Source organism: Bacillus inaquosorum KCTC 13429, assembly GCF_000332645.1.
Lineage (GTDB): Bacteria > Bacillota > Bacilli > Bacillales > Bacillaceae > Bacillus > Bacillus inaquosorum.
This window is the reverse complement of sequence record NZ_AMXN01000001.1, coordinates 402,269-426,794: the sequence shown is the minus strand read 5'-3', so window position 1 is coordinate 426,794 and position 24,526 is coordinate 402,269. Positions and strand designations below refer to the sequence as shown.

Sequence of the window (24,526 nt, the reverse complement as noted above, 5' to 3'; positions counted from 1 at the left end):
TTTCACAGGTCGAGAGAAGCAGAGCTGCGATAAGACAATCGTTTATAAATAAATGACCCGATCTGCTGGATGGCTGCCAGGATGATCAGAAACAGCAGTTCACTTATGGTAAAACTGAGCATCCACCATATCCCGGCTCCTGTCAGCACTCCCACAAGCACTTTTCTGAACAGGGTGCCATGCTGGAAAAACTGCATCAAGTACGTTCGCATATAAAACAATAAATACAAAATCAGCAACACCGCAAGTCCCATTGAAACGGCAGGGGGCGTGTGAAAACGGAAAGGGACGGCTTTGACGATTTCGAACATGCAGCCGAATATGATGACTTGGCATAATACAGCAGCCATCACGTATGCTTGGCGGACGTTTTTATAGCTGTCACGCAGCGATTTGACATCGTCGGCATAATGGCTGCACAATCTGTGATGCTGGAAGTCACAGCAGCTTTGATGAGACTGTGTGAGTTTCTGAAAGGCTGCTGTCATGTTTTTTACGGATTGGGTGACATAGTGAAGATAGAGAAAAGCGGGCAGCATCAGGACGGAAGCGATACAAGCCAGCAGTCCGAGCCGCACAGCATCATTGTTGATCATCTTTACATATTGGGCAGCGGCTTCGGCGAAGGCCTGAACCCAGCCGAAGGAATACGCCGCCATACCAACGAGCAGCAATAACACGGTAAAGACAGTGCTTTTTCTCATTGTCCAATCGCCTCTTTCTGTGAAACGTGAATGACCGCTTTTTTAGAAGATCCCAATACATCAATGAGAGACATGAAATCCTGGACATTCATATCGTGAATGGTGCGGTACAAGTCGAGAAATGAGCAATCGAACCGTTCACACTCGGCCGCCCATTCAAAGCATTTACGCACATAATCGCTGTCATAAATGATCGCGTCCGTCAAGGAGTTCTTGCCGTATTGGAGCCAGGCCGCGATTTGTTTTTTCTGCTGTCTGACATAGTAGGAAGCGACATCGATATAAGCCGAAGAATGCGCCCCTTGGCTGTGAAGGATCAAAAAACCGCCATCCTCATACATGTGAGCCTCGGCTGACAAGCGATTGATTTCCAGGCGGTACGTTTGCTGAATTTCTTGAAAAAAAGGCGAACCGAATTGAAATAGAATACGAGACGCGATGTCCCAATAAAGCTTTAACGTCAACAGATCATTTTGTCCGGGGAGTGCGCCGATTTGCAGTCCGGTCCATGTGTCTTCAGGCCTCTCCTCATCACCCAGCACCTCTTTTTGCGAAAGGGTTGGAGGGCACGCGGGAATCATTTTTCTATCTGCTTTATGATCTGGACGCTTTTCCAGCCGGAGGTGAGGAGGCAAAAGGGTTTCCGAATCTTCTGAGCCTCCAATCAAAAACAGCGTCATCCGCTGGGGCTTGTAGGCGGCCTTGTAGGCTTTCTGTAAATCACGGATGTCCATCGCCTCAATGTCCTTGATTCTGCCTGCAGGGAAGACCGCAGCAGGTGAGGCGGGAGAAAGCATGCTGATCAGTTGATAATGGTAAGAGAGCTGATGATTGAGATGTGCTGTTTGAATTTCATTTGTAATCACAGCTTTTTCCTGAGTGATCATCTGCTTGTCAAATGAGTGGTTCGATAACGCATCAAGCAGGATGGGGATCGTCTGTCTACACCGATTCGGCAATGAGGTAAACATAAAATTGGTATCGGTGTAGGTAGTGAACGCATTTAAAAGCGCGCCATGAGCAAAGAAATCACTGTACAGATTGCGGCCATTATGCCAGAAGAGAAGATGCTCTAAAAAATGGGCTGTGCCATATGGGAGTTGCGTGTCGCCGGATTCTGCCTGTAAGCGGACATCCCGGCTCCCAAAATCGATTTTCACATTGCACAGCCGCAGGTTTGCGCGGGGAAATTTCAATCTGAATATTTTCAGTCCGCTGTCTGTGTATCTGATATCGGTTCGTTCATCCAGCTGTTGAAAAAAAGCTTTCTTTTCCATCTCTTCATCCCCTTACTACATGAGCTCCGATATAATTGATAGTCGCTATGAATTCCAACACATCACGGCACGTAACCGCTGAGATGCCATCCAGCAAGTCTTCCTTCGTGCAGGAGAAGCGGCGCAGAATCCCCATATAGGCCAAAAGCCCTTCTGGAGAATCGAATTGCAGCAGCATTTCATTGCGTAAAAATTGCTTTGCCTGTTCTAGTTCCTGTTCATCCGTTTGAAAATGTGAGACAGCTTCTAAAACGCGCGGGGGAATCTCTTTCTCATGAAGCTGATCCGTACATATTGAAAAAAGCAGCAAATTGTTCATGATGTCGTATCGGGTGATGACGTGATAGACTGCCAGATCCTTCTCGCGAAAATGCTTGAATAAAGCGGAATGACCGTATTTTCCGAGCAATCCGTCTATCAGCTGGATTTTGATATAATCGCTGGCGTCTTTCATCTCCCCGCAGTCAAACCCGAGTGTCAAGACGGAAGGGCCTGCTGCGCTGCGTGTCTCTGTTTCAAAAACATGCCGGTTCACGGGTATTCTTCCAGCCGTCATGGCAGACGTGTGCTGGGCATGTCCCGGAACATCACAGGCTTGTACGTGTCCCAATATGTTCAGCTGTTTTTGATGGGACAATAAATCAACGATGAAGTCCGTTGCGTCGAGAAACCGTTTAGGATGGATCGTCTGTATCTTGTCTTTCCGGCCAAACATGGCTGTGCCGTACATTGGGTTTCCGAAGGCCTCCTCCGCCAAGCGGGCCGCCGAGTAGGAGAAGGGGTCAGCGAATTTTTTTTCGATCTTCAGCAGCAGCTCATTCCTTGCCCTTTCAACAGCTTCGGCTGAAAGAGAAGAAGGGAAGGAGATGTCTGCAAATGTCTTCATCAGGGCATCAACATGAAGACTCTTGTCATATAACGGGTGAATCAAACGGGTTCCGCAGGTTTTCAGCTGCTGGTCAAAAAAGAGATTCGCTGAATACATAAAGCGGCTGCCGGCAGCATAACCGAAAGCGTCAATGATTTGCTGCTTCAGGTGTGCGGCGGCACCGTAAAAATAGATTGTTTCTTCTTCAGGTTCCGCCGCGCTTTCGATTGGCTTCAGAAAGCTCGCGGCGATTGAGATTGTTGAAAATTGATGAGTCTTCAGCAGGTTAACTTCCAAGCCGTTCTCTTTTGCTTGTATCAAAGAAACCACCATCCTGTTTTTGCAGGTAATAGACTATGATCAGCCCGGCAATCGGAATAACCGCCAAGGAGACAGCGGTGCCGGCTAATGTGGCTAAGAAAAGAGGAAGACAAAATAGATAAGACCGGTATTTTGAGAAACCGCTCCAGAGCTGCTGTTCCGTCTGCCAGCTGAAGGACGGCCTTTTTTCATCCGCGGTTAACCGGATAAACGCTCCCGCCAGCAGCAATTCCATACACTGCACAAAAGTGAGAGCTGAAATCGGACGGCTGCTGATGAAGCCCACAATGATAGCGACAAGGAGAAATCCGCCTGCCAATATGCCTGAATAAAAGCGGTATTTCGCCCAAAACATTGTTCTTCGTTTAATCGGAAGCGTGATGAGCAGCATCCGATCGTTTTTTTCAATAGAGTACAAAAGGGCGATCGGCGAGCAGATCAGCAGAAGGGCGGAAATCACAATATAAATCACTTGCTGATTGAAGATGCCGGTATTCATCATCTGGAACGAAAAGAATCCGCTGAACGCCGCCATCACCACGTAATTTAACAGCATCGCTTTAGAGGAGATAAATCGGTTCCATTCCCTTTTGTAAAACGAAAATTCAGATCTCCGCAAAAAAGAATGCATCTTGCTCTGCTGCGGAGGCGCCTGCAGAAAGACAGGAAAGTCAATGACCACCGCCCATAGCATATGAACCGCACATAGCGGGATCGTAACGGCCGGCATAAAAGCGGCACTGAAGCATACACAGGCGAAAACGGCTGCATGCAGCAGAAACATCCAGTTCTTCTTTTTGACAAAATGGTTGCTTAGTACTACACCGAATATTATTGAGTAAACGGTAAAAAACGAAAATCTGCCAAGCCAAATGAACGTTTGCGCCCCTGACAGCGTTCCGTTTCCAAATAAGAACAGCGGTAAAATAAAAAAGAATAATGTTCTTCTCAAACAGGTGTCGATAAACAGAACGACACTCTGGGCGAGCCAAAAGCTCCGTGAAGAAATCGGCAGCAGGCAGCTCAGCTTCATATAAGATTCCTTCCATTGAGATGTCACAGAAAGAAACACCATATATGCGTTCATCAAAAGAAGCGCGAGTATGATATATGTTTTTCCCAACACCGATTCGTCAATGCCGGCCTGACGGATCAGCCCGATTTCAAACACGGCGAGAATCACAAGCCCTGCGGCAATGCGAATGGCGTCCTTTTTCCCTTGCCGGCTGTAAAGCTGTTTGAACAGCAGAGACATGATGGGGAATATGTTATTCATGGCCGATCACCTCAAAAAATTCCCGCCGCAGATCGGTCTCCTCACCAATCGGGATGACCTTTTGGATCTGTTTGTTGTGAAGAATGGCCGCATAATCACAAAATCTCTGCACGACATCAAGCAGATGGGAAGAAAACAGAATGGTTCCGCCTGCCTCACAGTACTCGCGCATTTTTTGATAAAAGACTTCTATCGATTCCACATCCAAACCGACGAGCGGCTCATCTAAAATAAACAGGGGAGCCCGCAGCAATAAGCCTGTCATCAACACAACCTTTTGCCTGTTCCCCAAGGACAGCTCCGCAATTCTCCTGTTGGTGTATTTGGAAAAATGAAAGGCCTCGGCCAAACTGGTAAACTGCTGTTCTGAAAAATCCTTTTGATAAAGCGAGTGAACGAAAGACACATAGTCCTTCGCCGTAATTTCTGTAAACAGCAGCGGATAATCGGCGGCGAAGTAACGGTGAATCTTCAGCTGATCTGATGTTTTCTGCGGCATGCCGGCCTCTGCTTCAATGCCGCACAGCGTAAAGCCCCCGCTGAAATTACGGTTCACCCCGGTCAGCGTATTGATCAGTGTCGTTTTTCCGGCGCCGTTTACCCCAAGCAATCCGTAAACAGCGCCTTTTTCTAAATGTAAATCCACGTGTTCTAAGATGACGTTGTCCCGTTCATACCAAACGGAGACATCGTGTATATCCAAAATGCTCATCGCGAGTCAGCCTTCCGCGCGCGCATCCCGAAAAGAATGGCAATGGCAATGAAAATCAGCGTAAATAAATAATCGCTTTTGACAAAATAGACGACTGCGCCGATGACAAAGATAAATGAAAGGATATACAGTAAAATTCTTCTTTGTGCTGGTGACAAATCGTTTCCCTCCTAAATAAGCTGGACCACGTCTTCTAATTGTTCATTTTTCGCCCAGGAGCAAATGTTTTTCCGGTGATATTTGTTAGAGTTCAGCCCTTTTAAGTAACAGCCTCCGCAATAGCCGCTGAACGGGCATTTGTCTTTCATGCAATGCTCGCTGAATCGCGGCGCCTGCGCTTGCCACAGTTTATGGACGAGAGGGGAGTTAAAGATGCTTTCATATGAATCATGAAAAATATTTCCCAATGAAAATTCCTTTGGAAAGAGCGCGCACGGACGTACTTCTCCGAACGGGCTGATCACGATGGACTTCCAGCCAGCGCCGCAATTTGCCGCGCGTTTTCTCTCATAAGGAATAATCGGTATCAGATCTTTAAACTCATCAATGATATTTTGCTCGTATTCCATAAATTTGCGGTGCTGCTCGGCATTTTTTGTGGGGTGGACGATATCTCTGCCTCTTCCGAAGTCATCAACCCAATTGTAAGAGAACGCCTTCGCCCCGAGATCCCGAACCTTTTGGGCCATATCGTGGATTTCCCACATGTTTTTTTCGAAAACGGACATGGCGACTCTGACAAATATCCCGTGGTCACTCAACAATTTTATCGTTTTACAAGTTTGGGCAAAAGAGCCTTTTCTCCCTCTAAAGGAATCATGGACCTCGGAATTCACACTATCGAGAGATATGCCGACGATGATTTTTTGCTTGTAAGTCTTCAACAGCTCAAGGCTCTCTTTTCGCATGAGTGTTCCGTTCGTTAAGACAGCAACCTTTTTGAACTTTTTGCATACATAGTCAAGAATCTCATTGGCGTTCGGATGGACAAAAATTTCTCCGCCCGTGATTTCGCATGTCAACACACCGTTGTCGAACAGCATATCAGCCGTTTTCTTGAATTGTTCAATCGACACGGTGCCGAGCGCTTCCGGCGAGCTTTCCAAATAACAGTGAGCGCATTTCAAATTACAGCGGTGCGTCAGCTCAAAGGTGGCGTGCAGCGGCATCGGAAATTCATTGCTTCCGCTCGTGGTGATTGTGTGGCGGCTGGCCCGATTTCCAACCTGGATGACCTGCTTGTTCAGAAGCATGTTGAGCATGTCGTAATACCAGTCCTTATGGTCCTCCGGTGATTCATCGTACACTGCGCATTGCTCCGCTAAAATCTGTTTAGCCGTTTTTTGCCCATCCATTCGCATGCAAAGCTCGTAAGCCGTTTTGTTAAGATCCAAATACTCAAAGTCAGAAATGGAGACATTATCGCGCAAGTAGTCGATTTCTAACACGCCGCCCTCAGGAAGCTGGTGAACTCTTACACTTTCATTAATATATGGAAACATCTGCTCTATAAACAAAATACCATCCCCTCTACATATGATTCAAATGAAAAACGATTGTGTATGTATAAACCATGAGGTAGATTTAAGTTAAAAATTGTAATTTACTTAAAAAGGGCATAGTAGAATCACTATGCCCTTTTTGGAGAACCTTATCCCCATAGACCGAATAGACCTGTTGCACCGGCAATTTCAAAATCAGGGATAGGACCGTCCACTAGACAAGCGGCTCCGATCGAGCATGTTGCACAACCTTTGTTTTCTACAATAACAGCTTTTTTCATAATTGAATCCTCCCTTTTTTTTGTTTTTTCTAGCAGATCTATGTTGTACTTTTATGATAAAACTAATAAATTACCAATTCAATACATATATTTTGAAGAAAATGTGAAATGAAAGCGGTAGATTTCGGAAAAGTGTAACATTTCCTAAAGGTAATTAGTGATATGATTTTCTCTTCTATTAAGGAAATGCTTTTTATGAGGTTTATCTTCAAATATGATGAGCAATGATGGTAAGATAGAAGCAGTTGAAGTTTACAAACTGAATGATTATACTATTCAAGTCAAAGTGGAATGATGAAAAGGACGTGTCAAAATGAAGCAAGAGACACCGATAACACTCCATGTGAAGTCTGTGATCGAGGATGACGGAAACCAGGAAGTCATCGAATTCCGCACCACCGGATTTTACTATGTAAAACAAAATAAAGTGTATCTATCTTATTATGAGGAACACGACTTAGGCAAAGTGAAAACGATTGTGAAAGTAAGCGAAGGCGAAGTGCTGGTCATGAGGTCAGGCGCTGTCAAAATGAATCAGCGTTTCGTAACGGGAGCTTCCACAATTGCTAAATATAAAATGTCATTTGGTGAGCTTGAGCTGAAAACAAGCACAAAATCGATTCAATCTGATCTCGGCGAAGAAAAAGGCCGTATCAGCATCGCATATGACATGCATGTCGGAGACGAGCAGCAGCATTTACATAATATGACGATCACGTATGAGGGAGGAACTCACGCATGAACATTGCGGAACAAATGAAGGACGTGCTTAAAGAAGAAATCAAAGCGGCCGTTCTGAAAGCGGGACTGGCTGAAGAAAGCCAGATTCCCAATGTCATTTTAGAAACACCGAAAGATAAAACACACGGCGATTATTCAACGAATATGGCGATGCAGCTGGCTAGAATCGCAAAAAAAGCGCCGCGCCAAATCGCTGAAGAAATTGTCGCTCATTTTGATAAAGGAAAGGCTTCGATTGAAAAACTAGATATCGCTGGCCCGGGTTTTATCAATTTCTATATGAACAATCAATATTTAACGAAGCTGATTCCGTCTGTATTGGAAGCAGGAGAAGCATACGGGGAAACGAACATCGGAAACGGTGAACGAGTCCAGGTAGAATTCGTATCAGCGAATCCGACGGGAGACCTCCACCTCGGTCATGCGCGCGGTGCGGCTGTCGGCGATTCCTTGTGCAATGTGCTTTCAAAGGCTGGTTACGATGTGAGCCGCGAATACTACATTAACGATGCCGGAAACCAAATCAACAACCTGGCGCTTTCTGTGGAAGTCCGTTACTTTGAAGCGCTCGGCTTGGAAAAACCGATGCCGGAGGACGGCTACCGCGGCGAGGATATCATTGCGATCGGAAAGCGTCTCGCAGAGGAATACGGCGACCGTTTCGTCAACGAAGAGGAAAGCGAACGCCTCGCATTTTTCCGTGATTACGGTCTGAAATACGAGCTGGAAAAGCTTCGCAAGGACTTGGAAAACTTCCGTGTGCCGTTTGATGTGTGGTATTCCGAAACTTCACTGTACCAAAACGGAAAAATCGACAAGGCGCTTGAAGCGCTCCGCGAAAAAGGCCATGTCTATGAAGAAGACGGCGCAACTTGGTTCCGCTCTACGGCGTTCGGCGATGATAAAGACCGTGTATTGATCAAGAAGGACGGCTCGTACACGTACCTGCTGCCTGATATCGCGTACCATAAGGATAAGCTTGACCGCGGCTTTGATAAGCTGATCAACGTTTGGGGCGCCGATCACCATGGCTACATCCCGCGTATGAAAGCGGCAATCGAAGCGCTTGGCTATGAAAAAGGAACGCTTGAAGTAGAAATCATTCAGCTCGTTCACCTTTACAAAAACGGCGAGAAAATGAAAATGAGCAAACGGACGGGTAAAGCGGTAACGATGCGCGACCTGATTGAAGAAGTCGGCTTGGATGCCGTGCGTTACTTCTTTGCGATGCGCAGTGCGGATACGCATATGGATTTTGACTTAGATCTTGCTGTATCAACATCTAACGAAAACCCTGTGTATTATGCACAATACGCACATGCCCGTATTTGCAGCATGCTTCGCCAAGGGGAAGAGCAGGGACTTAAGCCGGCGGCGGATCTTGATTTCAGCCATATTCAATCAGAAAAAGAATATGACCTGCTGAAAACGATCGGCGGCTTCCCGGAGGCAGTGGCGGAAGCGGCGGAAAAACGAATTCCGCACCGTGTCACAAACTATATTTATGATTTGGCTTCTTCTCTGCACAGCTTCTACAATGCAGAGAAAGTCATCGATCCTGAAAATGAAGACAAAAGCCGTGCGCGTCTGGCTTTAATGAAAGCAACGCAAATTACGCTGAACAATGCGCTTCAGCTGATCGGCGTATCGGCTCCGGAAAAAATGTAATGATGAGAAAGGGCAAAGCCTGCGGGCTTTGCTCTTTTTTTATGAGGAAAACGTGTGATGTAATTCACAATCCTGTTTGCTGAGTTTTTGTAAGATAAGACTGATTATTGAATCATTGAAAGGGGCAAGCCAAATGATCAACCGTCAACACATTCAATTATCGTTACAGTCATTAAGCTTGGTGGCAGGGTTTATGGTTTGGGTGCTGATTTCATCACTCATTTCCCAAATCACATTAGATATTCATTTAAGCAAAGGCGAGATTTCTTTGGTGACAGCGATTCCCGTAATCCTCGGGTCGCTCCTCCGCATTCCTTTAGGGTATTTAACGAACAGGTTTGGCGCAAGGCTGATGTTCATGATCAGCTTCATCCTGCTTTTATTTCCTGTGTTTTGGATCAGTATCGCGGATTCTCTGTTTGATTTAATCGCGGGCGGTTTTTTCTTAGGGATCGGGGGAGCGGTATTCTCCATTGGGGTGACATCCCTGCCGAAATATTATCCGAAAGAAAAGCACGGTATCGTCAATGGTATTTACGGGGCCGGAAACATCGGAACCGCCATTACCACATTTGCCGCGCCGGTTATCGCTCAAGCTGCGGGATGGAAAACAACTGTGCAGATGTATCTGGTTCTGCTGGCAGTTTTCGCATTGCTGCACGTATTATTCGGCGACCGGCATGAGAAGAAAGTGAATGTTTCCATAAAAACTCAAATCAAAGCCGTTTACCGAAATCATGTACTGTGGTTTTTGAGCCTGTTTTATTTTATTACGTTCGGCGCCTTTGTCGCTTTCACCATCTATCTGCCGAACTTTCTAGTTGAGAACTTTGGGCTGAATCCTGCGGACGCCGGTTTGCGGACGGCTGGATTTATTGCCGTATCAACGCTGCTCAGGCCTGTGGGAGGACTCTTGGCTGATAAAATGAGCCCGCTCCGCATCTTGATGTTCGTTTTTGCGGGACTTACATTATCAGGCATTATCTTATCGTTCTCGCCGACGATCGGCCTTTATACGTTTGGGTCATTAACGGTGGCAGTCTGCTCAGGCATAGGAAACGGGACCGTTTTTAAACTGGTGCCTTTCTATTTTTCGAAGCAAGCGGGGATCGCCAATGGTATTGTGTCTGCTATGGGCGGACTAGGCGGTTTTTTCCCTCCGCTGATTTTGACGAGTGTGTTTCAGGCAACAGGACAATATGCGATCGGCTTCATGGCGCTTTCGGAAGTTGCGTTAGCCAGCTTTGTCCTTGTCATATGGATGTATTGGCAGGAAAGAATGAAAACGCACACGGAGAGAAACAGTCAGAGCGTCAACTAACACTGGGCATTCACAAGATTGTTAGTTTTTTCTGGATGGGTGCAAATCAATTCACGTTACAATAGACATACGCAACGTGACTTTCTTCGAGGTGAGCTCATGAATTTTCTCTCTGTTCGACCATCTGACAGTGACTTTCTTTCCAGCGATCTGCATGAATTGCTGGAATCAATCAGCACGAAAAGAAAAATGGAAAAACACACGTATTTGTTTCAAGAAGGAATGGATGCAGAAGAGCTTTATCTGATTCAATCAGGACTCATTGAAATCGGCAAGCTGACGTCTGACGGAAAAGACCTGACGCTTAGAATCTGCCAAAAAAACGATATCGTCGGGGAATTAACACTTTTCACTGAAGAACCGAGATATATGCTCAGTGCGAAAGTGCTAGAGGATGGCGAGGTGCTCGTCATTAATAAAAGCAAGCTGGAAAAGGAATTAACCCAAAACGGTGCTTTGACATTTGAATTTATGAAATGGATGAGCACCCACCTCCGGAAAATTCAGTCCAAAATCAGAGATCTGCTTCTTCACGGCAAAAAGGGGGCGCTCTACTCCACTCTTATCCGCTTATCAAACAGCTACGGGGTGGAACGAAGCGACGGTATTCTGATTAACATTGTGCTGACAAATCAGGATTTGGCAAAGTTTTGCGCGGCGGCAAGGGAGAGTGTCAACCGGATGCTGGGAGATCTCCGCAAACAAGGGGTGATTTCGATAGAAGAATCCGGAAAAATTATTTTGCACAAGCGGGACTATTTGCGATGCGAGATTGAGTGTGAAAATTGTCCGCTGGAGATTTGCAATATTGACTGAAGAAACCAAGGACCGCCGGCGGTCCTTGGTTTTTTATCTTGTGATAAACATACACATGACGGCGAAAAAGAAGCAGGCATTTACGATTTCCAGAATACCGATCGTTTTCACAGGCCAATCCCTTCCGTGAAAAAACCATGCCCGCAAACTGCTTGGGATATAAGCAAGAAATGCCCATCCTGCTCCGAGAAGACTAGATAAAAAGGGGAGCAGCAGGTGATATCCCCAAGACCAGTATGCAAATGCGCTGTTTTTTCTTTCCCGGATCACCGACTTCACATAAAAGGAACTCCCGATAAAAAATAAAGCAGATTGAGAGAAAATAAACCAAGCCCAGCCGTCAAGGGTTCCAGTCCCCAGCCAGCAGCTTGCAAGTCCGCCTGAACAAAAGAACAAGACACCTGCAATATCATTCACTAGCGCTCGTTCGTTTTTTCGGCGGGCGTAATACATATGTATGAGAAACAGCGGCAATAAAGAAACGCCAACCCAGATGAGCGGCGGCTTATGAAAGACAGAGGCAAATAAACAGCAGCAGGCCGGAAAACCGTAATAACATATCCACTTTTGATAGGGTTTGATTTGTTTCTTTTTTAAGGCGAGCGTAACAGGATAAACCGCTAAAGGAAAAGCCAGCCTAGGAATAGCGGAATATGCCAGAAAATGGGACCTCCCTTGATCATGCCGAGTAAAAATGGAATCAGCAGCATCGCCCATGCGCCGTGCTGCTTCGGAATCAGTGCCTTCATCAAAATCCTCCTTTTTTATTTCATTATAAATGCAGTCATCCCCCCGATAAGTGACATTCATCATACAAGCTGTGAAATACATCACTGCTGTACAGGCTCAATCGAGCTACACTAAAGTTATCCTTAGCACAGGAGGCTTTCCTATGAATCAGTGTGACTATTTATTATTTCTGAAACAACTTCCCATGTTTAATGAAGTGCCTCTATCCATTGTCGAAACCTTGCTGAAAAACGGGACGTTGATCCGCGGCTCATCTGATCAGTCTCCATCTTTTCTCCATTCTCAATCCGTTTATATTGTATTAAAAGGAAGTATCCGTTTTATGGACAGCAGGCTCCCTGAAGGATCGAAAACCGTTGCGCTTTGGGAAAAAGGCGATGTGTTTCCGATTGATGAAAAAGGCGGGCTGTATTTATCGCCTTTTATCTCAGTCAATGCCTCTCCAGACATTCTGATACTCAATATCCCTTATTACATATTTAAAAAAATGATGTCTTACAATCCGCAGCTGCAAATGAATTTTTTGGCCATGCTTCAGCAAAATGTCTTTTGTTCCTATCAATTATTTTTGCGGTATCTGCATACATCACAGGATGAAAACGCCGAACCCGGTTCTTAAAAAGAACCGGTTTTTTTGATCTTTAGAATAAAAGGCGGCTAATGACTCAGGCGTTCTGCCTGAACGCCGCCTTCATCACATCCTGTGAAAGTCCTTCCTTCTCCTTTGTGTGAACATTTTGTGAAAAAAGCAGAGTGTGTGACATAGTTCACAAGGAAATACGCTTTCTCTGTTTATAGTGAACTTAGCATCATCTGACTCGGAAGGAGTGAACTCTCATGAAGAAAAAGAAAATGAGTCCGTTGTTTAGGAGATTGAACTATTTCTCTCCTATCGAACACCATTCAAATAAACATAGCCAAACAACCCGCGAAGATCGCGATTGGGAGAATGTATACAGAAACAGATGGCAGTACGACAAAGTCGTTCGCTCCACCCACGGCGTCAACTGCACGGGGTCCTGCAGCTGGAATATTTATGTGAAAAACGGAATTGTCACATGGGAAGGACAAAACTTGAATTATCCTTCAACAGGCCCGGATATGCCTGATTTCGAACCGAGAGGCTGTCCGCGGGGGGCCAGTTTTTCATGGTACATTTACAGCCCGCTCCGTGTGAAATATCCGTACGTGCGAAGTGTGCTGATCAATTTGTGGCGGGAAGCACTGAAGGCTCATCAAAATCCATTGGAAGCCTGGAAATCGATCGTTGAAAGCCCTGAAAAAGCGAAGTCCTATAAACAGGCAAGAGGGAAAGGCGGGTTTGTGCGTGCTGAATGGCCGGAGGTGCTGAAGCTGATTTCAGCCTCTCTGCTATATACAGTTATGAAATACGGGCCTGACCGGAATGTCGGTTTTTCTCCGATTCCGGCCATGTCCATGATCAGCCACGCGTCAGGCTCCCGGTTTATGTCATTAATCGGCGGCCCTATGCTCAGTTTTTATGACTGGTATGCGGATCTTCCTCCGGCATCCCCGCAAATTTGGGGTGACCAGACAGACGTTCCGGAAAGCAGTGATTGGTACAATTCAGGCTATATCATCACATGGGGCTCCAACGTTCCGTTAACGAGAACCCCTGACGCGCACTTTTTGGCGGAGGCCCGCTATAAAGGCGCTAAGGTCATTTCGATCAGTCCGGATTTTGCGGAATCCTCAAAGTTCGCGGATGACTGGCTGAGTATCCGCCAAGGGACTGACGGGGCGCTTGCGATGGCGATGGGTCACGTCATTTTGCAGGAATTTTACGTGAATCAAGAGACGGAACGTTTTATTAAGTACGCGAAGCAATACACGGATTTTCCATTCTTCGTCACCCTGTCAAAAGAAAATGGCGTATATACAGCGGGGCGGTTTCTGCATGCGAAGGACATCGGGCGGAAGACAAAGCAAGATCAATGGAAGCCTGCGGTCTGGAATGAACAGACAGGCGCGTTTGCCATACCGCAAGGGACAATGGGCTCCCGCTGGGACGGGCAGCAGAAGTGGAACCTCCACATGGTCGATGAAGAAACCGGAGAACCGATTGAGCCCCGTCTCTCTGTGCTCGGAATAGAGGACGAAATTGGAACGGTGCGCATCCCGTATTTTTCAAATGACGGAAACAAAGTGCTTGAGCGGGATCTTCCTATTAAAAAACTGGACCTGAACGGTGAAGAGGTATGTGTCACAACCGTGTTTGACTTGATTTTGGCCAACTACGGCGTAAACCGGGGCATCGGTGAACAATCCGCTGTCTCTTATGATGATCCTGAGCCGTTTACACCTGGCTGGCAGGAACAGATGACGGGAATCAAAAAAGAAGCCGTCATTAAAATTGCCAGAGAGTTTGCCCAAAATGCGATTGATACAGACGGCCGATCCATGATTATCGTAGGAGCGGGGATCAACCACTGGTTCAACTCCGACACAATCTACCGAGCGGTGTTAAATCTAGTTTTACTGGTAGGCGCCCAAGGCGTAAACGGCGGAGGCTGGGCCCATTATGTGGGGCAGGAAAAGCTCCGTCCTGCTGAAGGGTGGCAGACGATTGCCAACGCAAAGGACTGGGAGGGTGTGCCCAAACTGCAAAACGGCACCTCATTTTTCTACTTTGCGACAGACCAGTGGCGTTACGAGGACCAGCCGATCAGTGACCTGGCTTCACCGATCGCTGCGTCATCCCGCTACAAGCATCACGCCGATTATAATGTGCTGGCGGCGCGCTTAGGGTGGCTGCCGTCCTACCCGACATTCAATAAAAACGGCATTGATCTATACAAAGAAGCTGAAAGAGCGGGGGCGGCAACACCGAAAGACGTCGGTGCTTACGTGGCCTCACAGCTTCAAGAGAAAAAACTGAAGTTCGCGATTGAAGATCCTGACAATGAAGCCAATTTCCCGAGGAATCTCTTCGTATGGCGGGCAAATCTGATCTCCAGCTCAGGAAAAGGGCACGAATATTTTCTCAAGCATCTGCTAGGGACGACGAACGGTTTGATGAATGACGACAGCGACAGCATCCGCCCTGAAGAAATCAAATGGCGGGAGCAGGCGCCGGAAGGAAAGCTCGACTTATTAATCAACCTTGATTTTCGAATGGCGGGTACGGCGCTGTATTCCGATATTGTGCTGCCGGCGGCGACATGGTATGAAAAACACGATCTCAGCAGCACGGATATGCACCCGTTCATTCATCCTTTTGCTCCGGCTATCTCGGCTCCGTGGGAATCGAAGTCAGACTGGGATATTTTCAAGGCTCTGTCAAAAGCCGTTTCCGATCTGGCAGAAGAAGTCGATATGGAGCCGGTGAAAGAAGTGGTCGCGACGCCGCTCCTCCACGACACGATGCAGGAATTGGCCCAGCCGTTCGGCAAAATCAATGACTGGAGCAAAGGCGAATGTGAAGCCATTCCGGGAAAAACGATGCCGAACATCCAAGTCGTTGAACGGGATTACAAGCACATTTTTCATAAAATGACCGCACTCGGGCCTTACGCCGGTTTAAAACCGAGCGGAACAAAAGGGATGAGCTGGTCAATAGCTGATGAATATGAATCACTCAAAAAGAGGCTGGGAGAAATCACCTCGGACAGCATCGCAAAGGGATGTCCAAATATAAGTGAAGCAAAACAGGCGGCAGAAGCAATTTTAACCCTATCATCCACCTCGAATGGAAAAGTCGCAGTAAAAGCATGGGAATCACTTGAAAACATCACAAACCTGAAGCTGAAAGACCTGGCGGAAGAACGCGAGGAAGAATGCTTTACGTTCGAACAAATTACAGCCCAGCCGAAAACGGTCATCACGTCTCCGGCATTTACCGGCTCAGAAAAAGGAGGGCGCAGGTACTCGCCGTTTACAACGAACGTAGAAAAATTAATCCCGTGGCGAACACTGACCGGCAGACAATCTTATTATGTCGATCATGAATTGATGATGGAATTCGGTGAAACGATGGCGACATTTAAACCGATCCTCCAGCATCGTCCGTTCCTAAGCAAGCGGCCTGATCAAGAGGGCAAAGAAATCGTCCTTAATTATTTGACGCCGCATAATAAATGGTCCGTCCACAGCATGTATTTTGATTCCTTGCCGATGCTGACGCTGTTCCGCGGCGGGCCGACCGTGTGGATGAATAAAGATGACGCAATGGATACAGATATCAAAGACAACGATTGGATTGAATGCTTCAACCGAAACGGCGTTGTCGTCGCGAGAGCGGTTTTGTCTCACCGGATTCCTAAAGGAATGGCGTTTATGCACCATGCCCAAGACCGCCACATCAATGTGCCCGGCACAAAACTGACGAATAACCGCGGAGGCACCCATAACAGCCCGACAAGGATACACGTCAAGCCGACACAGATGATCGGGGGCTATGCCCAGCTCAGCTATGGCTTTAACTATTACGGTCCAACAGGGAATCAGCGCGACCTGAATGTCGTCATCCGCAAGCTGAAGGAGGTCGATTGGCTTGAAGATTAAAGCGCAAATCGGTATGGTCATGAACCTGGATAAATGCATCGGCTGCCACACGTGCAGCGTCACCTGCAAAAACACGTGGACAAACCGTTCAGGTGCGGAATATATGTACTTCAATAATGTAGAAACAAAGCCGGGCATCGGCTACCCGAAGCAATGGGAGGATCAGGACAAATATAAAGGCGGCTGGACATTGAAAAAAGGAAAGCTCGAGCTGAAATCAGGCCCGAAAACGAATCGGCTTGCAGGACTTTTCTATAATCCGAACCAGCCGTCGATTGATGATTACTATGAACCTTGGAACTATGATTATGAAACATTAACAAACAGCCCGCAGAAAAAACACCAGCCAGTGGCGCGCCCGAAATCGTCCTTGACCGGGGACTTTATGAATATTGAATGGGGCCCGAACTGGGAGGATGATCTCGCAGGCGGCCATATTACGGGACTTGAAGATCCAAACGTGCAAAAGATGGAGGAATCGATCAAAACAGAATTCGATGAGGTCTTTATGATGTATCTGCCGCGTATTTGCGAGCACTGCATCAACCCAGCGTGTGTTTCGTCTTGCCCGTCCGGCGCCATGTACAAACGCGAGGAAGACGGCATTGTGCTTGTCGATCAAAACGCATGCCGTTCATGGAGATATTGCGTCTCATCCTGTCCATATAAAAAAGTCTATTTTAACTGGCAAACGAACAAAGCGGAAAAATGCACACTCTGCTTTCCGCGCTTGGAGGCGGGACTGCCGACCATCTGCTCTGAGACGTGTGTAGGCAGAATCCGCTACCTCGGTGTCATGCTGTATGACGCGGACAAAGTGGAGGAAGCGGCATCTGTTGAAAATGAAAAGGATCTCTACCATTCCCAATTAGAAGTTTTTCTTGATCCGAATGATCCTGAGATTGCCAAATTGGCAAAAGAACAAGGCATCCCGGCTGAATGGATAGAGGCCGCGCAGCAATCGCCGATCTATAAAATGATCATTGATTGGAAGATTGCGCTGCCGCTTCATCCTGAGTACCGCACGCTGCCGATGGTTTGGTACATTCCGCCGCTTAGCCCGATTATGAATCTCTTTGAAGGAAAAGGCAGCCGGCAATCTGCGGAAGATATTTTTCCGGCTATCGACCAAATGAGAATTCCGATTGACTATTTGGCACAGCTATTAACGGCCGGTGATACGGATCATATTCGGTCAACATTAAAGAAAATGTCTGTCATGCGCCAGTATATGAGAGCGGTCCAGACGAATAAAACCGTCGACCCGGCACTGATTTCCAGTGTCGGCTTAACAGAACAGCAAATTGAAGACATGTATCGGCTGCTTGCGATCGCCAAATATGATGACCGCTTTGTGATTCCGAACAGCCATCGAGAAGAAGTGTCTGATTTATACGCTGAACAAGGGAGCTGCGGCTTATCATTTTCAGGCGGCCCCGGCTCTTGTTTCTAATTTTTGATTAAATGAGGTGTAACAAGATGAACACCACAGACCGGCAAATCACGTTCTCCGCTCTTTCCTATCTTCTTTCTTATCCGGATGAAGAGTGGAGAGCCGAGCTTCCCGATTGGAAGGCTCTTATCCTTGAAATCGGCAACCAGCAAATCCGGGAGAAGCTGCTGCACTTTTTCGATGCGACAGCCGGCTTTTCTCAAGAAGCGCTGATTGAACACTATGTCTATACGTTTGACTTCGGGAAAAAAACGAATATGTACGTCACCTACTTTAACTCAGGCGAGCAAAGGGAACGAGGCATTGAATTGCTGCAATTAAAAAACACATACGAGCAATCCGGCTTCCTGCCGACAGAGAAAGAGCTGCCTGATTACCTGCCGCTTATGCTGGAATTTGCCGCGATTGCGGAGATTGAAGCAGCAAGAAGTGTGTTTGAGAAATATCTGTCCAATGTGAGGGAGCTGGCATCCCGTCTTGAAAAAAATGACAGCATCTATGCTGAGCTGCTGCACGTGCTGCTGTCCGCGCTGGAAAACATCGGCGTGCGTGAAAGCGTTGAAGGGGCTGTTCAGGCATGAGCGGGCAGATCCTGTGGGGCGTCATGCCATACATTGTATTGACGATCTTTATCGGCGGCCATATTTACCGCTATCAGCATGACCAATTTGGCTGGACGGCGAAATCAAGCGAGCTTTTGGAAAAGAAAAAACTTGCGGCGGGCAGCACACTTTTTCACTGGGGCATGGTGTGCGTTATCGGCGGGCATCTCATGGGAATTTTGATCCCGGAAGCCTTGTACTCTTCCATTGGCATTTCAGAGCATGTGTATCACAAAATGGCGATTGGCGCAGGCCTACCGGCGGGGATCGCGGCATGTACCGGACTTATCATCCTGACGTACAGAAGGCTGTTTGACAAAAGAATCCGCAAAACCAGCTCGCCATCGGATATCCTTACGCTCCTCCTGCTGCTGTTCATGATGCTGTCGGGTGTTGCAGCCACGTTTCTCAACATTGATTCGAAAGGATTTGATTACCGGACAACTGTAGGGCCGTGGTTCAGGGAAATCGTTTTGTTCAGGCCTGACGCCTCCTTGATGGAGAGTGTCCCGCTATGGTTTAAGCTTCATATTATTATAGGATACGTCGTTTTTATCCTGTGGCCGTTTACGAGATTGGTTCACGTGTTCAGCCTTCCGCTCAAATATTTGACACGAAGCTATGTCGTGTATCGGAAACGCTCGTAAAAATCCCCCCTCAATGAGGGGGATTTTTTATGATAATCGTTTGATGAAAAAATAAAAACGCAAGATATTTTCTGCCAAGGTAATGGCTGGGCGGCCAGGAATCCTGTTATGTTTGTATTTGGAAATAACATCATCTAAAAAGGAGAGTGAAGAATGAAGCGGATTTTACTCATTTTAACTGCTTGTCTTATGACAAGCGCCGGGGTCCTGACTCTCAGACATTCTCATGTATTAACCGGCGGCACAGCCGGACTGTCACTAAGCCTGACATACTTGTTTCATTCCTCGTTTGCTATTATCTTCTTTCTGATTAATATCCCGTTTTATATATTTTCTCTCATCAGAATGGGCATCACATTCACCTTATCCACTGTATTTGCAGTCACAGCGCTGACTCTGTTTACAGGCGCGGATCACTGGCTGCCGCCTGTCTCTTTTTCACCGCTTGCCGGGGCGATTTGCGGCGGGGCGCTGATTGGATTCGGCCTGTCACTCATGTTTTATCATCAGGCATCCCTCGGCGGCGCCAATATTCTCGCTTTATTTATGCAAAAACGGTACGGATGGAATCCCGGGACAGTTAATTTCCTCTTTGATTTTGCCGTAGTGCTGGCCGGCATCTTCTCAGTCGGCTTGCTGAAAGGGCTCTGCTCCTTAGTGTCGATTGCGGTCACGGGCCTGATCGTCAGCTTCTTCAGAAATAAAATCAAAAGCAGCTACTCTCTCAACTCGGCTTTGTTCCAGAACATCACACCCGGCCAATCACAGGAAGCCTCATCATAAGCCTTTCCGCCTCGTGCGGGGAGGCTTTTTTTCTGCAAAGGTTTAAATGTTAGAAAGAAGAGGAAATACGGAGGTAATCGGATCAGATTGGAGAGAATCAGGATGCTGAAAAGGAGACTGGAGTTTTTCTTTTTATATATGATGCTTATCGGGGCATATGTTATATGGTTTTTTCCGGTTTCTAGACTTGAGTTTTACGGAGGATTGCTTTGCTATGGAAGTATTATTTTGTTCAGCATCTATTCGTTAATTCTTGAAAACCGCACCTCGCAGCACACGCTGTTATGGATTCACATTCTTGTCTTTTTTCCGATCGCCGGCTATATGTTTTATCTGTTTTCCGGACAGCTTTATGTGAAGGGAAAGCTGTTTAAGACAAAACGAATGTACAACAGGGAAAAGCTCAGGAAGCTGTTTGACATGGAGGAAACGCCGGAAGTGACAGGGCTGAAGGACAATCAGGAAAGGTTCTTTACGTATTCCATCAGGGCTGCCCATATGAATATCAATACGAAAAGCAATATCAAAGTGCTGAAAAACGGTGAAGAAACCTTCCCGGACATTTTCAAAGCGATGAGGAAAGCGGAATCTTATATACATATTGAATACTACATGTTTAAATCAGACATGCTCGGCCGCGGCATGATGGACATTATGATGGAGAAAGCGCGCCAGGGTGTCGAGGTGCGGTTTTTATATGACGCCGCAGGAAGCATCAGGCTGGCAAGCAGAGATATTATGAAAATGAAACAAGCGGGGGTGGACATCGTTCCGTTTTCTCCCCTGAAATACGGGTTCTTCAATCAGAAACTGAATTTTAGAAATCACCGGAAAATCGTGATCATCGATGGGAAAATCGGTTTTGTGGGCGGATTAAATGTCGGGAAGGAATATATCAGCAGAGATCCGTACATCGGGTTTTGGAGAGATACTCACCTGCGGCTGGAAGGAGAAATTGTGCAAACGCTTCACGCCATTTTTATGCTGGATTGGGAATATGTCTCCAATGAAGTGTTAATTGATCAAGAGGCGTACAATACGCCGGTTCCCGTGGAGGGAGGGGGCATTTATCAAATTGTCGCGACAGGCCCTGACATGAAGGAAAGCATGAGCGACCTTTATTATGAAATGATTTCTTCAGCGCAGAAATCAGTATGGATTGCCACGCCCTATTTTGTCCCGAATGAGTCCATTCGCACGGCGCTGAAAGCAGCGGCGACAAAAGGCGTGGAGGTAAGGGTGATGGTGCCGGAGAAGAACGACAGCTTTTTGACGCAATACGCGTCGAGATCCTATTTCCCAGAGCTGCTTCTGGAGGGCATTGAAGTGTATTCGTATCAAAAAGGCTTCATGCATCAAAAAGTCATGATCGTTGATGGCGACCTCGCCTCCGTCGGCACCGCGAATATGGACATGCGCAGCTTCCAGCTCAACTTTGAAGTGAACGTGTTCTTCGCAGATGCCGAAGCGATTCGCACCCTTGAAGCCCATTTCGAAGAGGATATGGTGGATAGTGAAAAACTCAGCCCTGTCGGCTTTTATAAAAGGGGAATGGCCGACCGGACAAAAGAATCCTTTGCCCGTCTGTTTTCAGGTGTTCTGTAAGAAAAAAGAAATCTGATCTTTCAAAACAGCCGGTGTATAGTATAATTGAGAAATGTTATCAGTTATTTATGCATTGGGGGAAGATAAGGTGCTGCGGCAGTTTTTTTCGTATTATAAACCATATAAAACGTTGTTCTTTCTCGACTTTTTCTCGGCGATCGCGGGAGGCTTAATGGAGCTGAGTTTTCCTTTGATCGTCAATTATTTTATTGATACCTTGCTTCCGGGCAGGGACTGGGGGCTGATCATCGCGACCTCAATCGGCTTATTTGCGGTGTACGCGCTCAGCTCCGCACTCCAGTATATCGTCACATACTGGGGGCACATGCTCGGGATCAATATCGAGACCGATATGAGAAAGTCGCTTTTTGACCATTTGCAAAAGCTCTCGTTCAAATTTTACGACAACAACAAGACAGGAACGCTGATGTCGAAGCTGACGAACGATTTAATGTACATCGGCGAAGTTGCCCATCACGGCCCGGAAGATTTATTCATTGCCATCATGACCATTCTCGGGGCGTTCGGGGTGATGCTGTTTATTAACTGGCAGCTGGCATTATTAACGTTTATCATCATGCCGATTGTTATTTGGCTTGCGCTTTATTTCAACAAAAAAATGACCAAAGCATTTACCACGCTGAACAAAGATATCGGAGACTTCAGCGCGCGGGTAGAAAATAATATCGGCGGCATTCGGCTCGTGCAGGCGTTCGGCAATGAAGCGTTTGAAAAAGAACGCTTCGCCGTCAACAATCAGCGTTTCCGTGTCACAAAGCTTTCCTCATACAAAATCATGGCGAAAAACGGTTCCATCAGCTATATGCTGACTCGGTTTGTCACGCTGTTTGTCCTTTTATGCGGTACGTGGTTTGTCATTCGCGGTTCCTTATCGTACGGGGAATTCGTGGCGTTTGTGCTCCTGACGAATGTACTGTTCAGGCCCATTGACAAAATTAATGCCATTATCGAAATGTATCCGAGGGGGATCGCCGGTTTTAAAAGCTATATGGAACTGATGGAGACAGAGCCGGATATTCAGGATTCTCCGGATGCGAGAGTCGTTTCCGGCCTGAAGGGCAATATCCGCTATGAAGATGTTTCATTTGGCTATGATGACCACCACAACGTCTTCAATGACATTAACCTGTCTATTCAAGCGGGGGAAACGGTTGCGTTCGTCGGTCCGTCAGGCGCGGGAAAATCAACGCTTTGCAGTCTGCTTCCGCGCTTTTATGAAGCATCGGAGGGCGACATTACGATCGACGGCATCAGCATTAAAGATATGACGCTGTCTTCACTGCGGGAGCAGATTGGCGTCGTGCAGCAGGACGTTTTCTTATTCTCGGGCACGCTTCGAGAAAATATCGCCTACGGCCGATTAGACGCATCAGAAGAAGACATTTGGCAGGCTGTGAAACAGGCGCATCTGGAAGAGCTCGTCCATAACATGCCGGATGGATTGGATACCATGATCGGTGAACGCGGCGTGAAGCTCTCCGGAGGGCAAAAGCAGCGGCTGTCAATTGCACGGATGTTCTTGAAAAATCCGTCGATCCTGATTCTCGACGAAGCAACCTCGGCTCTTGATACAGAAACAGAAGCGGCGATCCAAAAGGCGCTTCAAGAATTGTCGGAGGGGCGGACGACGCTCGTGATCGCCCACAGATTGGCGACGATCAAAGACGCGGACAGAATTGTGGTCGTCACAAACAACGGTATTGAAGAACAAGGCCGCCATCAAGACCTGATTGAAGCCGGAGGCCTATACAGCAGGCTGCATCAAGCGCAATTCGGGCAAATGGTTCAGCAATAGGAGGAAAATATGGATAGAAAAAATGTGCTGTACATTGCCGTTTCATTGGACGGGATGATCGCGAGAGAAGATGGAAGCATCGATTGGCTGGATGAATTTGAAGGTGAAGGCGATAACGGATACAGTGATTTTTATCAGACGGTTGATACCGTCATCTTAGGCCGGAGCACATATGAACACGTCAAAATCCTCACACCGGTTTTCCCGTATCAGGATAAAACATGCTACGTTTTCACAGGAACGCCCGGCAGCTATCAGGATGAGCATGTGACATTTATCAATGAGAGAGCCAAGGCCTTCACTGACCGTTTGAAACGGGATAAAGGCTTAAACATCTGGATAGCAGGCGGGGCAGAGCTGGTGAATGCCTTTATGAAAGAAGACGCCATCGACGAATTCATCATCACCATTATTCCAGTCGTTTTAGGGAGCGGCATCCCGCTGTTTCACGAACTAACAAATGAAACAAAGCTGCGGTTAAAAGGGATGAAACAATTTGGACAGGCGGTTCAGCTCCATTATGTAAGGCCATAAGAAAAAGGATAGACAAGATGTCTATCCTTTTTATATGTAAGTTAAAGCGCCTCTTTTTCAGCAGGCTCGACGATATTTTGGAATTTTTCAATCAGCTGTGATGCTTTGGTTCCTTCCACTACAATCAAATATTCCTTTTCATTATGAGCCATGCGGAACGTTTCAAGCTCAATTAAGCTTTTGATTTTGCACATCGTTTTCTTCGAATAAATATAAACCTCGTGGCTTCCGGAATGGCACATTTTATAAAGATGAATCAAATTTCTTAAAGTAAATGCCTGTGCGGCTACTTTCAGAGACTTGATGTTTTTCATGATCTTTCTCC

General features: G+C 46.8%; 22 protein-coding genes and 2 pseudogenes. 13 read left to right on the top strand and 11 right to left on the bottom strand.

Going from position 1 to position 24,526, the window contains the following annotated elements:
* Positions 1-2 precede the first annotated feature (2 nt).
* The 9 genes and pseudogenes from BSI_RS18615 to sboA all read right to left on the bottom strand — a co-directional run bounded on the left by BSI_RS18615 (position 3) and on the right by sboA (position 6,941).
* On the bottom strand, positions 3-704 hold the full coding sequence (locus BSI_RS18615; protein WP_003235887.1) for a bacteriocin biosynthesis protein AlbG: 702 nt from the start codon (positions 702-704) through the stop codon (positions 3-5).
* Entirely contained in the window at positions 701-1,981 is a 1,281-nt protein-coding gene (locus BSI_RS18620; protein ID WP_003235883.1) for a M16 family metallopeptidase, read from the bottom strand. The genes BSI_RS18615 and BSI_RS18620 overlap by 4 nt, the downstream gene beginning before the upstream one ends.
* Positions 1,982-1,985: 4 nt before the next feature.
* A complete protein-coding gene (locus BSI_RS18625) occupies positions 1,986-3,146 on the bottom strand; it encodes an insulinase family protein (protein ID WP_080030787.1) in 1,161 nt (386 codons plus the stop codon).
* The gene (gene albD, locus BSI_RS18630; protein ID WP_003235879.1) at positions 3,136-4,446 is read right to left on the bottom strand and encodes an antilisterial bacteriocin subtilosin biosynthesis protein AlbD; all 1,311 of its coding nucleotides are present in this window, start codon (positions 4,444-4,446) and stop codon (positions 3,136-3,138) included. Before albD ends, BSI_RS18625 begins: the two co-directional genes overlap by 11 nt.
* Entirely contained in the window at positions 4,439-5,158 is a 720-nt protein-coding gene (locus BSI_RS18635; RefSeq protein ID WP_003235877.1) for an ATP-binding cassette domain-containing protein, read from the bottom strand. Before BSI_RS18635 ends, albD begins: the two co-directional genes overlap by 8 nt.
* The gene (gene albB / locus BSI_RS18640) at positions 5,155-5,316 is read right to left on the bottom strand and encodes an antilisterial bacteriocin subtilosin biosynthesis protein AlbB (RefSeq protein ID WP_003222006.1); all 162 of its coding nucleotides are present in this window, start codon (positions 5,314-5,316) and stop codon (positions 5,155-5,157) included. Before albB ends, BSI_RS18635 begins: the two co-directional genes overlap by 4 nt.
* Positions 5,317-5,328: 12 nt before the next feature.
* Complete coding sequence (albA, locus tag BSI_RS18645; protein WP_003235875.1) at positions 5,329-6,675, bottom strand: subtilosin maturase AlbA; 1,347 nt, start codon at positions 6,673-6,675, stop codon at positions 5,329-5,331.
* Between the two features lie 70 nt (positions 6,676-6,745).
* A pseudogene (locus BSI_RS21925) lies at positions 6,746-6,853 on the bottom strand (bacteriocin-like protein SboX); the annotation flags it as partial.
* Complete coding sequence (gene sboA, locus BSI_RS18650) at positions 6,810-6,941, bottom strand: subtilosin A (protein ID WP_003222002.1); 132 nt, start codon at positions 6,939-6,941, stop codon at positions 6,810-6,812. The gene sboA and the pseudogene BSI_RS21925, both read right to left, overlap by 44 nt.
* 313 nt (positions 6,942-7,254) lie before the next feature.
* Here sboA and BSI_RS18655 point away from each other — a divergent pair, with 313 nt between their 5' ends.
* The 4 genes from BSI_RS18655 (at position 7,255) to fnr (ending at position 11,487) form a co-directional block, all read left to right on the top strand.
* A complete protein-coding gene (locus BSI_RS18655) occupies positions 7,255-7,683 on the top strand; it encodes a YwiB family protein (RefSeq protein WP_003235873.1) in 429 nt (142 codons plus the stop codon).
* On the top strand, positions 7,680-9,350 hold the full coding sequence (gene argS / locus BSI_RS18660) for an arginine--tRNA ligase (RefSeq protein WP_003235871.1): 1,671 nt from the start codon (positions 7,680-7,682) through the stop codon (positions 9,348-9,350). Before BSI_RS18655 ends, argS begins: the two co-directional genes overlap by 4 nt.
* Positions 9,351-9,483: 133 nt before the next feature.
* On the top strand, positions 9,484-10,671 hold the full coding sequence (narK, locus tag BSI_RS18665; RefSeq protein ID WP_003235870.1) for a nitrate transporter NarK: 1,188 nt from the start codon (positions 9,484-9,486) through the stop codon (positions 10,669-10,671).
* 99 nt (positions 10,672-10,770) lie between these two features.
* The gene (gene fnr, locus BSI_RS18670; protein ID WP_003235867.1) at positions 10,771-11,487 is read left to right on the top strand and encodes a fumarate/nitrate reduction transcriptional regulator Fnr; all 717 of its coding nucleotides are present in this window, start codon (positions 10,771-10,773) and stop codon (positions 11,485-11,487) included.
* A gap of 33 nt (positions 11,488-11,520) precedes the next feature.
* On the opposite strand, the pseudogene BSI_RS0120725 reads toward fnr, so the two are convergent.
* Positions 11,521-12,236 (bottom strand): annotated as a pseudogene (locus BSI_RS0120725) (YwiC-like family protein).
* A gap of 143 nt (positions 12,237-12,379) precedes the next feature.
* On the opposite strand from BSI_RS0120725, the gene arfM reads away from it, so the two are divergent.
* The 9 genes from arfM (at position 12,380) to BSI_RS18715 (ending at position 24,201) form a co-directional block, all read left to right on the top strand.
* Positions 12,380-12,856: a Crp/Fnr family transcriptional regulator ArfM gene (gene arfM / locus BSI_RS18675; protein ID WP_003235860.1), complete on the top strand. Its 477-nt coding sequence runs from the start codon at positions 12,380-12,382 to the stop codon at positions 12,854-12,856.
* A gap of 218 nt (positions 12,857-13,074) precedes the next feature.
* A complete protein-coding gene (locus tag BSI_RS18680; protein ID WP_003235858.1) occupies positions 13,075-16,761 on the top strand; it encodes a nitrate reductase subunit alpha in 3,687 nt (1,228 codons plus the stop codon).
* A complete protein-coding gene (gene narH, locus BSI_RS18685) occupies positions 16,751-18,214 on the top strand; it encodes a nitrate reductase subunit beta (RefSeq protein ID WP_003235855.1) in 1,464 nt (487 codons plus the stop codon). The genes BSI_RS18680 and narH overlap by 11 nt, the downstream gene beginning before the upstream one ends.
* Positions 18,215-18,240: 26 nt before the next feature.
* Positions 18,241-18,795 (top strand): nitrate reductase molybdenum cofactor assembly chaperone, encoded by a 555-nt coding sequence (gene narJ / locus BSI_RS18690; protein WP_003235853.1) that lies wholly within the window; start codon positions 18,241-18,243, stop codon positions 18,793-18,795.
* Positions 18,792-19,463 carry a respiratory nitrate reductase subunit gamma gene (narI, locus tag BSI_RS18695; RefSeq protein WP_003235851.1) on the top strand — a complete coding sequence of 224 codons (672 nt, stop codon included), beginning with the start codon at positions 18,792-18,794 and terminating at the stop codon, positions 19,461-19,463. Before narJ ends, narI begins: the two co-directional genes overlap by 4 nt.
* A 153-nt stretch (positions 19,464-19,616) precedes the next feature.
* Positions 19,617-20,246, top strand: coding sequence for a YitT family protein (locus tag BSI_RS18700; protein WP_003235849.1), 630 nt, complete (start codon positions 19,617-19,619; stop codon positions 20,244-20,246).
* 102 nt (positions 20,247-20,348) lie between these two features.
* Positions 20,349-21,851, top strand: a complete 1,503-nt coding sequence (gene cls, locus BSI_RS18705) for a cardiolipin synthase (RefSeq protein ID WP_003235848.1) — start codon at positions 20,349-20,351, stop codon at positions 21,849-21,851.
* 88 nt (positions 21,852-21,939) lie between these two features.
* Positions 21,940-23,667, top strand: a complete 1,728-nt coding sequence (locus BSI_RS18710; RefSeq protein ID WP_032731682.1) for an ABC transporter ATP-binding protein — start codon at positions 21,940-21,942, stop codon at positions 23,665-23,667.
* 9 nt (positions 23,668-23,676) lie between these two features.
* Positions 23,677-24,201, top strand: coding sequence for a dihydrofolate reductase family protein (locus BSI_RS18715; protein ID WP_003235844.1), 525 nt, complete (start codon positions 23,677-23,679; stop codon positions 24,199-24,201).
* A gap of 41 nt (positions 24,202-24,242) precedes the next feature.
* Here the strand turns inward: BSI_RS18715 and BSI_RS18720 are convergent, their stop codons facing one another.
* Positions 24,243-24,515 carry a hypothetical protein gene (locus tag BSI_RS18720; protein ID WP_003235842.1) on the bottom strand — a complete coding sequence of 91 codons (273 nt, stop codon included), beginning with the start codon at positions 24,513-24,515 and terminating at the stop codon, positions 24,243-24,245.
* Positions 24,516-24,526 lie beyond the last annotated feature (11 nt).